Origin of the sequence: Limnomicrobium aquaticum, from assembly GCF_040545545.1 — a bacterium.
Taxonomy (GTDB): Bacteria; Pseudomonadota; Alphaproteobacteria; order Rhizobiales; family Rhizobiaceae; genus Ensifer_A; species Ensifer_A aquaticum.
Genome location: NZ_JBEPMB010000006.1, coordinates 236,212 through 249,046 on the forward strand (window position 1 = coordinate 236,212; position 12,835 = coordinate 249,046).

A 12,835-nucleotide genomic window follows, 5' to 3' on the forward strand; every position below is an offset into this window, starting at 1 on the left:
CGTCTTTTGACCGCGCGCGAGTTCTGCTTGCGCGCGGTTTTGTTTTTGGGGCTCAGTCATTGTATCGTGAAGGTAGCTTCCGCGTATCCGGCAGGAGAATGCAGACGATGAACGGAGATTTCCGCAGTCACTCGGACCCTGAAGATTGGACAAACCACTCACGAGAGGCAGCGATAAAGCTGCTTCAAGCCGCCATCACCGCAGGTCTGGAAAGCGGTGAGTCGGTGGACTTCAATGTGGAGGCCTTCAAACAACAGATGCGGCAGCGCTATTTTCCAGACGTCAGCGTTCGCGGCTCATAAAGCGAGCCATCTCTGCTTCCGCCTCGTCGGCATCGAGGCTCGGACGTGTATCCGAGATGGATTTGCGTATGCGCTGACGGATGTGTTCAAGCCGCGCCTCTCTCATTTCATCGATTTCAAGCTTCGCATTCTCTTTCATCGCATAACTCCGGATTGGCTTGAGCCCGTGAGTTCAGCAGGCCCTCACCCATACGCCTCCGCCAGCAATTCCACCGTATGGCGGATCGGGATATTCGTTCCCGTGCCGATCTGTGTCATGCAGCCGATATTCCCGGTGGCGATGAGGTCGGGCTTGGTGGCCTCGATATTCTTGACCTTGCGAGCCTTCAATTCCGCTGAAATCTCCGGCTGGAGCATGTTGTAGGTGCCGGCGGAGCCGCAGCAGAGATAGCCTTCCGCCGGCTCCTTCACCTTGTAACCGGCTTTTTGCAGAAGCAATTTCGGTAGCATGGTGATCTTCTGGCCGTGCTGCATCGAACAGGCCGAATGATAGGCGACCGTGCGGCCATTGGCCGGCAGTTGGGGCAAGTCGAGGGTGGAGAGATATTCGGTGATGTCCTTGGCGAGCGAAACCACGCGCGCGGCCTTTGCCGCATAGGCGGGGTCGCGGGCGAGCATATGGCCGTAATCCTTCACCGTCGTGCCGCAGCCGGAAGCGGTGATGATGATGGCATCGAGGCCGCCCTTTTCGATCTCGCGGGTCCAGACGTCCACATTGTTGCGCACGGACACAAGCGCCTGCTCCTCGCGGCCCATGTGATGGGTCAGAGAGCCGCAACAGCTTTCGCCCTCGGCAATGACGACCTCGACGCCAAGGCCATTGAGGAGCCTGATCGTCGCCTCGTTGATTTCCGGTTTCAGCACCGGCTGGGCGCAGCCGGAAAGCATGGCGACACGGCCGCGCCGCTCGCCCTTCGGCGCGAAACGACCGGCTTCGGCGAAGCTGCTTTGCGGCGGCACATGAGCGGGCGCAAGATCGAGCATGTGGCCGAAGGCGCGGGTAAGCGCGAACTTCTTCATCAGCCCGGCAAAGGGCTGGCCGAGCTTGGCCGCCTTCAGCGCCAGCCGGAAACGGCCAGGATACGGCAGGACCCATGCCAGCACGCCGCGCGCCAGCCGGTCGGCCAGCGGCCGGTCATAGGTCTTTTCGACATGTTCGCGGGCGAGGTCGATCAGGTGCATGTAGTCGACGCCGGAAGGACAGGTCGAGGTGCAGGAGAGACAGGACAGACAGCGGTCGACATGCAGCGCCGTTTCGGCATCGGCATCGCGGCCGTTCTCGAACATGTCCTTGATCAGATAGATGCGCCCGCGCGGGCTGTCGAGCTCGTTGCCGAGCGTGACATAGGTCGGACAGGTGGCCGTGCAGAGCCCGCAATGCACGCATTTGCGCACGATGCTTTCGGCCTCGGCGGTCTTCGGGTCGGCAAGCTGGGCGAGCGAGAAATTGGTCTGCACGGTCTTTTCTGTCCTTGCTTTGCTAGATCAACCAGCTTTGCGGGTTCTCGATGGCTTCGCCGCGGCTGACCTTTTGCAGGCCGATGACGCAGCGGACGATCGACCAGATGGCCGTGGCGAAGAAGCCGACCACGCCGATGACGAGGAAAGTGAGAACAATCGAGATCAGGCTATAAAGGACGCCGATCCAGAAGGTGCGGATGGCGTAGGTGTAATGGCTGTCATAAATGCCGCCGATCTTGCCACGATTGATATAGGCGAAGATCAATCCGACAAGCGGCGTGATGCCGACCACGAAGCCGGCCAGATAGAGCACATATACCAGTTGAACATTGCCCTTGCCGGGCTCGAGAAAGCCGGAAGCGTCCGGCGTGTTGGGTTGAATTTCAGACATTGTTTGGTCCCCTTTTGGATCGCGGGCGGCATCACCCCATCCGCCCCGGATTGAAAATGCCCTTTGGATCGAGCTTCGCCTTCACTGCCGCAGAGAGCGCGGCAACGCCCTTTTCCTGCGGCTCGAAGGCAGACGTTGCGGCGCGCACGTTGTCTCTGGCCCGGATAAGCGTGGCGTGACCGCCGCCAGCGCGTTTGAGATAGGTTCGTATCATGTCGGCCTCGGCGTCGCCTTCCATCTGCATCCAGACGAGGCCGCCCTGCCAGTCGAAGAAGGCGTTGACGCCGGTTTCGAGGCGCAGCGCTGCGAGCAACTGATGGCCGGCGGACGGGGCGCAGGAAATGCGCCAGAGCGGCTTGCAGGACCCGTCTTCGGAGAAAGGCGTGACGTCGCGGATTTCGCGCCAGATCTGCTGGCTGTCGCCCTGGTCGATCTGGCTGACAGCGCCGTAGCGCTGCAGGAAGGGCTTGAGGCGGTTGACGCGGTCGGTAACGGACGATTCGACGCCCTCGATGCGTAGCAGCGTCGCGGGGCCGTCGGGAAGACCGTTCTTGCCGAAGAGCCAGCGGACGCTTTCCGGTAGGTGCGCCGCGCCCGACACCTCGCAGGATGTGGCAAGAGCGGCCGACATGGCGATGGCAGCCTCGGCATCGTTGAGGCCGGAGACGACGACGGTCGCCTCGGCACGCGGCACGGGCAGGACCTTGAAGGTGACTTCCGTGAGGAAGCCAAGCGTACCGTAGGAGCCGGCCAGCAGCTTCACGAGATCGAGGCCGGTGACGTTCTTCATGACCCGCCCGCCCGACTTGATGACTTCGCCCGCGCCGTTGACGAAGCGGATCCCGAGCAGGCTGTCGCGGGCCGCACCGGCGACAAAGCGGCGGGGACCGGACGTGTTGGAGGCGAAAAGACCGCCGATGGTGGGTACGCCTTCCGTGCCCATCATCATGCGGTGATCGGCGGGCTCGAAGGCCATCATCTGGCCGTTGTCGGCCAGTTCAGCCTCGATTTCGGCGACGGGTGTTCCGGCCAGCGCCGTCAGCGTCATTTCGGACGGGTTATAGGCAGTGATGCCCCGGAGACGCTTTGAGGTGAACGTTGCACCGTCGACCTTCTGGCCAAAGCCAGCGCGGGTGTTGCCGCCGGAAATGGCCAGCGCCCTGCCCTCGCGCGCGGCCTCGGCGATCATCGCGGCGGCATCGGCCTCGCTCTCGGGCTCGTAGATGTCTGCCATATCAGGCGCGTCCTTCCAGCGGGAAGACCTTGGAGGGGTTCAAGAGCCAGTCCGGATCGAAGGCGGCGCGCACAGCCATCTGCTGGTCGAGATCGGGCTTGGAGAATTGATGGGTCATCAGGTCGCGTTTCTCGATGCCGACGCCATGTTCGCCGGTGAGACAGCCGCCGGCATCGACACACAGTTTCAGGATATCGTTGCCGGCCTCTTCGGCGCGACGCGCCTCATCCGGGTCGTTGATATTGTAGAGGATCAGCGGATGCATGTTGCCGTCGCCGGCGTGGAAGACATTGGCGACGCGCAGGCGATGGCGAGCGACGATCTCGGCGGTGCCGCGCAACACATTGGTGAGCTGCGAGAGCGGCACGGTGCCGTCCATGCAGATATAGTCGGCTATGCGGCCGGTCGCGCCGAAGGCGGATTTGCGGCCCTTCCAGATGAGAGCGGCTTCGGTCGCCGACTGGCATTCCTTGACCGTCTTCACGCCATGGCGGCGGGCGATCTCGATGATCGCCTTCAACATGGCGTCCATCTCGGCCTCGGAGCCCTCGACCTCGACGATCAGCAGCGCCTCGACATCGAGCGGATAGCCGGCATGCGCAAAGGCCTCGCAGATTTCGATGGCCGGCTTGTCCATGAATTCGATAGCTACGGGGATGAGACCGGCGGCGATGACATCGGTCACGCAGGCGCTCGCGCCTTCAGACGTCTCGAAGCCGAAGAGGACCGGGCGCTGGCCTTCCGGCTTGGCAATGAGGCGCACGGTCGCCTCCGTCACGATGCCAAGCTGGCCTTCCGAGCCGCAGACGAGGCCGAGAAGATCGTAGCCGCTGGCATCCAGCGCCTTGCCGCCGAGTTCGATCACCGTGCCGTCGAAGAGCACCATCTTGACGCCGAGCAGATTGTTGGTCGTCACGCCATATTTCAGGCAATGCGCGCCGCCGGAATTCATGCCGATATTGCCGCCAATGGTGCAGGCAAGCTGGGAACTCGGGTCGGGCGCATAGAAGAAACCATCGGCAGAGACCGCTTCCGAAATCGCCAGATTGGTGACGCCGGCCTGCACGCGGGCGCAGCGGTTGGGATAGTCGACTTCGAGAATGCGGTTCATGCGGGTGAGCGCGATGACGACGGCATCTTCCTGCGGGATCGCGCCGCCGGAAAGCGACGTGCCCGCCCCGCGCGGCACGACCGGCACCTTGTATTTCGCGCAATATTTTAGGATGGAGGCAACCTCGTCCGTGGTGCGCGGCAGGGCGACGGCGAGCGGCATCCGTCGATAGGCGATGAAGCCATCCGTCTCGAAGGGCTTCAGCTCGCGGTCGGACGAGATCACCGTTCCGGCAGGAAGAAAATCGGCGAGGTCGGCGATGATCTGGTTGCGCCGCGACAGGATCGCCGGGTCCGGCGCCTTCAGGGCAATCGCTCCGCTCATGATGTCCTCCAGCTTTCATTCGTGAGCTGGAATCTAGCCCCTCGCCTGCCGCTTGCGCAAGCGCGGCGAAATGCTAATAACTTTTTCCTTTGGGGAGATAATCGCTTCGATTTTCAACGGAGGAGCCATGACGCGGCTGGAGGATCTGGAAATATTCGCCCATGTGGCGCGAACCTCAAGCATGTCTGCCGCCGGGCGTGAACTCGGCCTTTCGCCGGCCGTCGTGTCCAAGCGAATCAAGCATCTGGAGGAGCGGTTGGGGACGCGGCTTTTCCAGCGCACGACGCGGCAATTGTCGCTGACGGAATCCGGCCAGGGCTTTTTCATCCGCATCGCGGCAATCCTTGCCGGGATCGAGGATGCAGAGGCCTTTATGGCCGGGCGGACGGAAGCGGCACGCGGCACGCTGAAGATTTCCGCGCCCACCTCCTTCGGCCGAATGCATGTCGCGCCGCATTTGAAACCCTTCATGCAGGCCAATCCTGGGATCACGATCAATCTTACGCTTTCGGACGAATTCATCGATCTGGTAGCCGGCGGTTATGACCTCGCCATCCGCATCGGCGAACTCACCGATTCCAGCCTTGTGGCGAGGCGGCTTGCCCCGGTGCGGCGACTGCTCTGCGCCAGCCCGGATTATGTTGCGGCCCATGGGATGCCGGAAACGCTCTCCGATCTCGACCGACATATCTGCCTGCCGCCGCATAACAACGACACCTGGCGGCTGGAGGGGCCCGAAGGGCCGGTCATCTACCGGCCGCAGGGGCCGCTCGTGACCAATTCTTCTGAAGTGATCCGCGAGGCGGTGATAGCCGGGCTCGGCATTGCGCTGCGCTCCACCTGGGATGTCGGGCCGGAGCTGAAAAGCGGCAGGCTTGTGCCGGTTCTCCCCTTCCTCGAGGCACCGAAGAATGTGGCGCTTTCGGCGGTCTATCCGAGCCGGGAATTCCTGCCGGCCAAGGTGCGGCTGTTCATCGACTATCTCGCCGGGCTTTACGGCCCGCGACCCTATTGGGAAGGCTGATGCCGCCGCTTGGCAGTTCATAGGCGGATTGCTATCCATCGCTCCATGAATGACCGCGAATCGCGGTCTTGGAAGAGGGATTTCGATGGAAGGCGTGGAACTGCCCGAACCGGGCGAAGGCGGCTCTGACCGTGGTTTCTTCAATGCGATTGCGCTGGCCGTGGCGCTGCTGTCGGCCTTCATGGCGGTCAGCAAGATCAAGGACGACAATATCGTTCAGGCCATGCAGAAGGCGCAGGCGGAATCGGTCGACCTCTGGAACGAATATCAGGCGCGGCGGCAGCGGCAATTTGGTGTCGAACTGGCCATTGAGCAATTGAAGGTCACGCAGCCGGATACGCCCGATCGGGCGAAAACGCTGGAGGCCTGGCAGAAGACCGCCGACCTTTACAAGTCGCGTGCGCAGGAAGCCTCCGACAAGGCCAAGGGGCGGCAGGCGGATTATGACGCCGGAAACAATCGCGACGACATGTTCGATCTCTCCGACGCGCTGCTCTCGGTGGCGCTGGCTCTCTTTGCCGTCACGGCGCTGGTGCGCATCCGCTGGCTTTATGGCGTGGCCGCCGCCTTCGGGCTCGGCGGCGTCGTCTTTGGCGTCGGCGGCTTCAACAACTGGCTGGGGCTGCATGACAGCGTGCAGGTGCTGATCGCCTTCCTGAGCTGAAATGTCTCAACAAATGCATTGACCGGCGGCTTTTCCCGCAGTCATCTGACGGTCGGGAGAACAATGGAATGACTGATCAACCGAGCGTAGGGCTCTTCGTCACCTGTCTTGCGGATCTGTTCCGGCCGACGGTCGGCTTTGCGGCAGCCAAGCTGATCGAGGATGCGGGCTGTCGGCTTCATGTGCCGATGGCGCAGACCTGTTGCGGCCAGCCGGCCTATAATTCCGGCGACCGCAAGGATGCCCGGGCGCTGGCTGAACAGGCGATCGAGGCCTTTGAGGGGTTCGACTATGTCGTCGCCCCCTCCGGCTCCTGCGCGGCCATGCTGAAGAAGCACTATCCGGGGCTCTTCAAGGGCGATGCGGCATGGGAAAAGCGGGCGCAGGCCTTTTCAGCCAAGGTCCATGAGCTTGTCTCCTTCCTCACCGATGTCATGAAGGTCGAAAAGCTCGAGAGCCAATTTGCCGGGACGGTCACCTATCACGACAGCTGTTCGGGGCTTCGTGAGCTCGGCATCAAGGCGCAGCCGCGCAAGCTTCTGGGCTCATTGCGAGGCGTCAAGATCGCCGAGATGAAGGACAGCGAAGTCTGTTGCGGCTTCGGCGGCACGTTCTGCGTCAAATATCCCGATATTTCCAATGCCATTGTCGAGAAGAAGACCGCAACGATCGGCGACACCGGTGCGGATGTGCTGCTCGCCGGCGATATCGGCTGTCTCATGAACATGGCCGGCAAGATCCGCCGCGAGGGCGGCAGGACTGAGGTGCGGCATGTCGCCGAAGTTCTCGCGGGCATGACGGATGTGCCGCCGATTGCCGGCAAGTGAGGCACAAGCGGATGCAGATCACGACGCCAAACTTCAAGGAAAATGCCAGCCGCGCGCTTGCAGACGCTCCGCTACAGAAGGCGCTGAAGAATGTCGAGATCGGCTTCATCGCCAAGCGGCTGGCCGCGGCCGATGCGCTGCCTGAATTCGAAGCGCTGCGCGACAATGCCCGCGACATCAAGAACCACACGCTCGCCCATCTCGACCTCTATCTGGAGGAATACGAAAAGAAGGTGATCGCCTCGGGCGGGCATGTGCATTTCGCCGAGACGGCGGAGGATGCGCGTACCATCATTCTCGACATATGCCGGAAGCGGAACGCGAAGACCGTGACCAAGGGCAAGTCTATGATCACGGAAGAAATCGAACTCAACGATTTCTTCGAGAAGAACGGTATCACGCCGGTTGAGACCGACCTTGGCGAATATATCATCCAGCTGCGGGGCGAGACGCCGAGCCATATCATCGCGCCGGCCGTTCACCTGAACAAGGATCAAGTGGAGGCCGATTTCCGCCGGGTCCACACGCACCTGCCGCCGGACCGCGACTTGTCGCAGCACGAGGCGCTGCTGAACGAGGCACGGCAGGTATTACGCCAGCGCTATTTCGAGGCGGATGTCGGGATCACCGGTGCAAATTTCCTCATCGCGGAGACGGGCTCCTCCGTCATCGTGACGAACGAGGGCAATGGCGATCTGACGCAGACACTCGGCAAATGCCATGTCGTGGTGGCGTCGCTCGAAAAGCTAGTGCCGACGCTGAACGACTGTTCGCAGATCCTGCGGCTTCTGGCGCGATCGGCGACGGGCCAGGACATGTCGGTCTATACGACCTTCTCCACCGGCCCGAAGCGCACGGAAGATCCCGATGGGCCGGAGGAATACCATGTCGTGCTGCTGGACAACGGCCGCACGTCGATGCTCGGCACGGAGTTTCAGGAGATGCTGCGCTGCATCCGCTGCGGGGCCTGCATGAACCACTGTCCGGTCTATCACGCGGTCGGCGGACACGCCTATGGCGCGGTCTATCCGGGACCGATGGGCGCGGTGCTGACACCATCGCTGTCGGGGATTGAGATCGGCGGGCAACTGCCCAATGCATCCACCTTCTGCGGGCGATGCGAAAGCGTCTGTCCCATGCGCATCCCGCTTCCGAAGATGATGCGGCATTGGCGGGAGCGGGAGTTCGAAAAGCATCTGCAGCCGACTGCGGCGCGCTATGGGCTGAAATTCTGGGCTTTCTTCGCGAAGCGGCCGAAGCTTTATCGCGCAGCCGTGTCACTTGCGATGCCGGTTCTGTCCGCGCTCGGCGGATCGAAGCGCCGCATCCACAGCCTGCCGCTCGCTGGCGGATGGACGAAGCATCGCGAGATGCCTGCCCCCGAAGGCAAGACCTTTCTGCAGGCATGGGCGGAAAAGCAGGCGCAGGAGGCAGGACGATGAGCGCGCGCGACACCATCCTAGCCGGGGTGCGACGCTCGCTCGGCGTTTCCAGCGATGACGCTGCGCGACGGGCCGCCGTTGCCCAGCGCCTCAGCGAGGCAAGGCCGGGGTTGATCCCGGCACGCGGACAATTGCCGCTGGAAGAGCGGATCTCCCTCTTCTCGAAATATGCGCAGAAATACGGCGCGACAATTGCGCGGGTCGATGCGATCACGGGCCTGCCTGGCGAAGTCTCGCGCTATCTGATGAGCCATAATCTCCCCGCCTCGATCCGAATGGGCGACGATCCGCTGCTCAAGGGCGCCGGCTTCGAGAACGAGACGGTCCTGACCGTGCTTCACGGCGCATCGGACGGCACAGACCTTGCCGGTGTCAGCCATGCGCGCGGCGCGGTCGCCGAGAGCGGAACGCTGGTTCTCGCCTCCGGTCCGGACAATCCGGTCACGATCAACTTCCTGCCCGAGCATCACATTGTTGCCGTTCGCGCCGAAGACGTCGGAGGGTCGCTGGAAGAGGCCTTTGCCGGCATTGTGGCAACCTATGGCAAGGGGATGATGCCGCGCACGGTCAATTTCGTGACCGGCCCTTCGCGCTCCGGCGATATCGAGCAGAAGATCATCATGGGAGCGCATGGGCCCCGTGCGCTGCATATCGTGATTATAGGGTAAAGCATAATCCGACCGGATTGAAACGAGGATCGATAAGATTATGCTTGAAACGAAAGGGCTTTGAGCGCCGATCCGATGCAGTCGGATCGAACAGCGCTCTAAGAGGACTTTATCCCCAGTTGTCGCGATAGCACCGGGATTGTCGCAAAAATGTCGTACAAAATCCGGCGGACGCTCCTATATTAAGGGAATCAATCCTGCTCAAAGCAACCGGAGGTTTCCTGACAATTGAACGTCGTTACACGCCTTGCGTCCGAAATTCGCCTGATGATGCGCCGTCCGGAGCGGCTGCAGTTTGCAGCGCTCTGCTACCGCAAGACGGGTGACAAGAGCGGCGTCGAAATCCTCCTGATTACCAGCCGCGGAACCGGCCGGTGGGTCATCCCGAAGGGCTGGCCGATGAACGGGAAGCTGGCGCATGCGGTCGCCGAGCGCGAGGCGTATGAAGAGGCGGGCGTGAAGGGGAAGGCGGAGGTAAAGCCGCTCGGGACCTACAGCTACATGAAGGGTCTTGATTCAGGGCTCGAAATTCCCTGCAAGGTCCAGGTGCATGCACTGAAGGTCGGCAACTTCGCCAACAATTACAAGGAAAAGGGCCAGCGCGAGATGGCCTGGTTTTCCTGCGAGGATGCAGCCTTGCGGGTCATGGAGCCGGAGCTGAAGGAAATGATCCGGGCCTTTGAAAAGCGCGCCCTGTCCCCATCCGCCGAAAGCGCCTGAGCCTGTTGCGGATCGCTCGCAACTACGTCATCTGACGGTTGCTCTTGCGGCCCGCCCCCGATAAATAGCGGGCGGGAGACGCGGACGACCCCTGAACGACCTGTCGTGCGCCACGTGAGCCATGGCAAGAAGACGGCAGGTCCCTGGGCGCTCGACGCTCGACAAGGACCTCGGCAAATTCACCTATCTTGAGGAAGCTGCGCAGTTTGTGGCGCGCGGTCTGGTGCGCCCGGCAGTGGGGCTTATCGTCCTGGTGCTTGCCGGCCTGCTTGCGAGCCTTTACGTCGGCAACAGTCCTGGCGGCATCGCCATCATCGCTGGCGCGACGCTTGGCGCCTATATGGCCATCAATATCGGTGCCAACGACGTGACCAACAACGTTGGCGCGGCTGTCGGCGCCAAGGCGATGACGATGGTGCAGGCGCTGGTGATCGCGGCGATTTTCGATGCAGCCGGCGCGCTTCTGGCCGGGGGCGAGGTCGTCAAGACCATTTCCAGCGGCATCGTGCAAGGCAGTGCCATGCCGAGCGGCCCGGCCTTGATCTGGGTCATGCTGTCGGCGCTTCTGGCGGCCGCTCTTTCCGTCAATCTCGCCACCTGGCTCAATGCGCCGGTTTCGACGACACATGCCATCGTCGGCGGGGTTCTCGGCGCCGGCGTCGCGGCGGCGGGTCCCTCGGCCATCTCCTGGAACTCGATGCGGGAGATTACGCTGAGCTGGGTCCTGTCGCCACTGATCAGCGCCGTGATCGCAGCCGGATTTCTGGCCTTCATCTACGAGTTCATCGCCTACCGGCAGGACAAGATCGCTGCTGCGGTCAAGTGGCTTCCCGTGCTGCTCGGCGTGATGAGCGGCTCCTTCGGCGCCTATTTGGTTGTCCAGGCGCTCGAAAATGTCATCGATGTGAGCCTGACGTCGGCGCTCGGCGCTGGCGTTGTTATCGGCGTCGTGACCTGGGCCGTGACGGTGTCAATCATTCGCAAGCGCGCGATGGGGCTTGAGAACCGCAACCAGTCGCTACGCAAGCTGTTCCGCCTGCCGCTCGTGTTCTCAGCTGCCCTGCTATCCTTCGCGCATGGCGCCAACGACGTGTCGAATGCAATCGGGCCGCTTTCGGCAATCGTGCACGCCCGATCTTCGACCGACCTCGGCCAGACCGTTACCGTTCCGCTCTGGGTCATGACGATCGGGGCCTTCGGGATTTCGGCGGGCATTCTGCTCTTCGGGCCGAGGCTGATCCTGATCGTCGGCAAACAGATTACCCGCCTTAACCCCATCCGCGCCTTCTGCATCGCGCTGTCTGCGGCCGTCACGGTGCTGGTCGCCTCCGCGTTCGGCATGCCGGTGAGTTCGACCCATATCGCCATCGGCAGCGTCTTCGGTGTCGGCTTCTTCCGCGAATGGTACATGCAGAACTCCAAGCGCCGCGCAGAATATATCGCGATGAAGGCGGACGAAAATGACGTGGTGAAGCCGAAGCGCAAGGCTACGCCGGAAGAGGCGCGCCGGAGGCTTCTCGTACGCCGCTCGCATTTCCTCACCATCATTGCGGCCTGGGTGATTACCGTGCCCGTCGCAGCCCTTCTCGCAGCCGCCATCTACAAGATACTGGCGCTGATTTCCCTGTAGGACCTCCCATGCGTGCCAATTTCCGTATGCAGCGCCTTTTTGTCGAAGCGGATCTCGCCGCTTCGATCGAGGTCGCCGCGTCGCCTGATCAGTTCAACTATCTGAGCAACGTGCTGCGCCTCGAAGAAGGCTCGGAAATCCTGCTCTTCAACGGCCGTGACGGCGAATGGAGGGCGGATATCCACTATCCGAGCCGCAAGAAGATCTTGCTGAAGCCTGTCGAGCAGACCCGGCCGCAGCCGCCGCTGCCCGACCTGCACTATCTCTTCGCGCCGCTGAAGACGGGGCGGATGGATTACCTGATCCAGAAGGCTGTTGAGATGGGCGCAGGCCTGATCAGGCCGGTCATCACGCAGCATGTGCAGGGCAAGATCCACTCGCTCGACAAGCTGTCGGCTTATGCCATGGAAGCGGCCGAGCAGTGCGGCATCCTCGCGGTGCCGGAGATTGCCGAGCCGGTGAAACTCGTCGACCTTCTCGCGACCTGGCCGAAGGACCGGCGCATCATCTATTGCGATGAGGGCGACGCGGGGCAAAACCCGCTGCCGATTTTGCAGGGACTGAAAGACGAGCATTATGCGCTGCTGATCGGCCCGGAGGGCGGGTTTTCGGAAGAGGAGCGGCAGATGCTGCGCGGGCTTGATTTCGTCACGCCCATTCCGCTTGGTCCCCGCATCCTGCGCGCCGATACGGCCGCGGTCGCGGCGTTTGCAGTGATGCAGGTGACGCTTGGGGACTGGAACTGAAGAACGGGCCGACCTATATCGGCTTCGGGGAAAAGCGGGTTCAGCAGAATTTGAAGCTCAGTGAAGGCTTTTTATTTGCAAAAGTCTGCTATTCCGTTCATCCAGCCTCATCCAGAGCCTTCGTCCGAGGGCGACATCTAGAGACACATCCATGGCGCGCGACACTTCCGATCACACCTCCATCGGCTCGATCGGAGACCTGACCGACTATCTGGCCAAGGGCTGCAAGCCGGAGGCGGACTTCCGGATCGGGACAGAGCACGAGAAATTCGGCTTTTTCCGCGACAGCCA

General features: G+C 62.1%; 14 protein-coding genes and 1 pseudogene. 10 read left to right on the forward strand and 5 right to left on the reverse strand.

Going from position 1 to position 12,835, the window contains the following annotated elements; all coding sequences use genetic code 11:
- Positions 1-107 precede the first annotated feature (107 nt).
- Positions 108-302: a hypothetical protein gene (locus ABID16_RS18035; RefSeq protein WP_354557746.1), complete on the forward strand. Its 195-nt coding sequence runs from the start codon at positions 108-110 to the stop codon at positions 300-302.
- On the opposite strand, the gene ABID16_RS18040 is transcribed toward ABID16_RS18035, so the two are convergent.
- The 5 genes from ABID16_RS18040 to ABID16_RS18060 are packed head-to-tail and all read right to left on the reverse strand — an operon-like array spanning position 283 to position 4,823.
- Entirely contained in the window at positions 283-441 is a 159-nt protein-coding gene (locus tag ABID16_RS18040) for a hypothetical protein (RefSeq protein WP_354557747.1), read from the reverse strand. The genes ABID16_RS18035 and ABID16_RS18040 overlap by 20 nt on opposite strands.
- A gap of 44 nt (positions 442-485) precedes the next feature.
- The gene (glcF, locus tag ABID16_RS18045; RefSeq protein ID WP_354557748.1) at positions 486-1,760 is read right to left on the reverse strand and encodes a glycolate oxidase subunit GlcF; all 1,275 of its coding nucleotides are present in this window, start codon (positions 1,758-1,760) and stop codon (positions 486-488) included.
- Positions 1,761-1,782: 22 nt separating this feature from the next.
- Positions 1,783-2,154 carry a DUF4870 family protein gene (locus tag ABID16_RS18050; RefSeq protein WP_354557749.1) on the reverse strand — a complete coding sequence of 124 codons (372 nt, stop codon included), beginning with the start codon at positions 2,152-2,154 and terminating at the stop codon, positions 1,783-1,785.
- Positions 2,155-2,185: 31 nt separating this feature from the next.
- Positions 2,186-3,388, reverse strand: a complete 1,203-nt coding sequence (gene glcE / locus ABID16_RS18055; RefSeq protein WP_354557750.1) for a glycolate oxidase subunit GlcE — start codon at positions 3,386-3,388, stop codon at positions 2,186-2,188.
- A gap of 1 nt (position 3,389) precedes the next feature.
- Positions 3,390-4,823, reverse strand: coding sequence for an FAD-linked oxidase C-terminal domain-containing protein (locus tag ABID16_RS18060; protein WP_354557751.1), 1,434 nt, complete (start codon positions 4,821-4,823; stop codon positions 3,390-3,392).
- 127 nt (positions 4,824-4,950) lie between these two features.
- On the opposite strand from ABID16_RS18060, the gene ABID16_RS18065 reads away from it, so the two are divergent.
- The 9 genes and pseudogenes from ABID16_RS18065 to ABID16_RS18105 all read left to right on the forward strand — a co-directional run.
- On the forward strand, positions 4,951-5,847 hold the full coding sequence (locus tag ABID16_RS18065) for a LysR family transcriptional regulator (RefSeq protein ID WP_354557752.1): 897 nt from the start codon (positions 4,951-4,953) through the stop codon (positions 5,845-5,847).
- 85 nt (positions 5,848-5,932) lie between these two features.
- Positions 5,933-6,511: a DUF4337 domain-containing protein gene (locus tag ABID16_RS18070; RefSeq protein ID WP_354557753.1), complete on the forward strand. Its 579-nt coding sequence runs from the start codon at positions 5,933-5,935 to the stop codon at positions 6,509-6,511.
- A 68-nt stretch (positions 6,512-6,579) separates the two neighbouring features.
- A complete protein-coding gene (locus tag ABID16_RS18075) occupies positions 6,580-7,338 on the forward strand; it encodes a (Fe-S)-binding protein (RefSeq protein ID WP_354557754.1) in 759 nt (252 codons plus the stop codon).
- An 11-nt stretch (positions 7,339-7,349) separates the two neighbouring features.
- On the forward strand, positions 7,350-8,780 hold the full coding sequence (locus tag ABID16_RS18080; RefSeq protein WP_354557755.1) for a LutB/LldF family L-lactate oxidation iron-sulfur protein: 1,431 nt from the start codon (positions 7,350-7,352) through the stop codon (positions 8,778-8,780).
- Positions 8,777-9,448: a LutC/YkgG family protein gene (locus ABID16_RS18085; RefSeq protein WP_354557756.1), complete on the forward strand. Its 672-nt coding sequence runs from the start codon at positions 8,777-8,779 to the stop codon at positions 9,446-9,448. Before ABID16_RS18080 ends, ABID16_RS18085 begins: the two co-directional genes overlap by 4 nt.
- Positions 9,449-9,676: 228 nt before the next feature.
- On the forward strand, positions 9,677-10,168 hold the full coding sequence (locus tag ABID16_RS18090) for an NUDIX hydrolase (protein ID WP_354557757.1): 492 nt from the start codon (positions 9,677-9,679) through the stop codon (positions 10,166-10,168).
- A 121-nt stretch (positions 10,169-10,289) separates the two neighbouring features.
- On the forward strand, positions 10,290-11,798 hold the full coding sequence (locus ABID16_RS18095; protein WP_354557758.1) for an inorganic phosphate transporter: 1,509 nt from the start codon (positions 10,290-10,292) through the stop codon (positions 11,796-11,798).
- 8 nt (positions 11,799-11,806) lie between these two features.
- Complete coding sequence (locus ABID16_RS18100; protein ID WP_354557759.1) at positions 11,807-12,544, forward strand: 16S rRNA (uracil(1498)-N(3))-methyltransferase; 738 nt, start codon at positions 11,807-11,809, stop codon at positions 12,542-12,544.
- Positions 12,545-12,695: 151 nt separating this feature from the next.
- Positions 12,696-12,835 (forward strand): annotated as a pseudogene (locus ABID16_RS18105) (glutamate--cysteine ligase); the annotation flags it as partial.

Bases quoted from the DNA above. Each gene is read 5' to 3' on its own strand.
- ABID16_RS18035 (WP_354557746.1), top strand. From the start codon at position 108: ATGAACGGAGATTTCCGCAGTCACTCGGACCCTGAAGATTGGACAAAC.
- ABID16_RS18080 (WP_354557755.1), top strand. From the start codon at position 7,350: ATGCAGATCACGACGCCAAACTTCAAGGAAAATGCCAGCCGCGCGCTT.
- ABID16_RS18085 (WP_354557756.1), top strand. From the start codon at position 8,777: ATGAGCGCGCGCGACACCATCCTAGCCGGGGTGCGACGCTCGCTCGGC.
- ABID16_RS18060 (WP_354557751.1), bottom strand. From the start codon at position 4,823: ATGAGCGGAGCGATTGCCCTGAAGGCGCCGGACCCGGCGATCCTGTCG.
- ABID16_RS18070 (WP_354557753.1), top strand. From the start codon at position 5,933: ATGGAAGGCGTGGAACTGCCCGAACCGGGCGAAGGCGGCTCTGACCGT.
- ABID16_RS18050 (WP_354557749.1), bottom strand. From the start codon at position 2,154: ATGTCTGAAATTCAACCCAACACGCCGGACGCTTCCGGCTTTCTCGAG.
- ABID16_RS18065 (WP_354557752.1), top strand. From the start codon at position 4,951: ATGACGCGGCTGGAGGATCTGGAAATATTCGCCCATGTGGCGCGAACC.
- ABID16_RS18040 (WP_354557747.1), bottom strand. From the start codon at position 441: ATGAAAGAGAATGCGAAGCTTGAAATCGATGAAATGAGAGAGGCGCGG.
- ABID16_RS18095 (WP_354557758.1), top strand. From the start codon at position 10,290: ATGGCAAGAAGACGGCAGGTCCCTGGGCGCTCGACGCTCGACAAGGAC.
- ABID16_RS18075 (WP_354557754.1), top strand. From the start codon at position 6,580: ATGACTGATCAACCGAGCGTAGGGCTCTTCGTCACCTGTCTTGCGGAT.
- glcE (WP_354557750.1), bottom strand. From the start codon at position 3,388: ATGGCAGACATCTACGAGCCCGAGAGCGAGGCCGATGCCGCCGCGATG.
- ABID16_RS18100 (WP_354557759.1), top strand. From the start codon at position 11,807: ATGCGTGCCAATTTCCGTATGCAGCGCCTTTTTGTCGAAGCGGATCTC.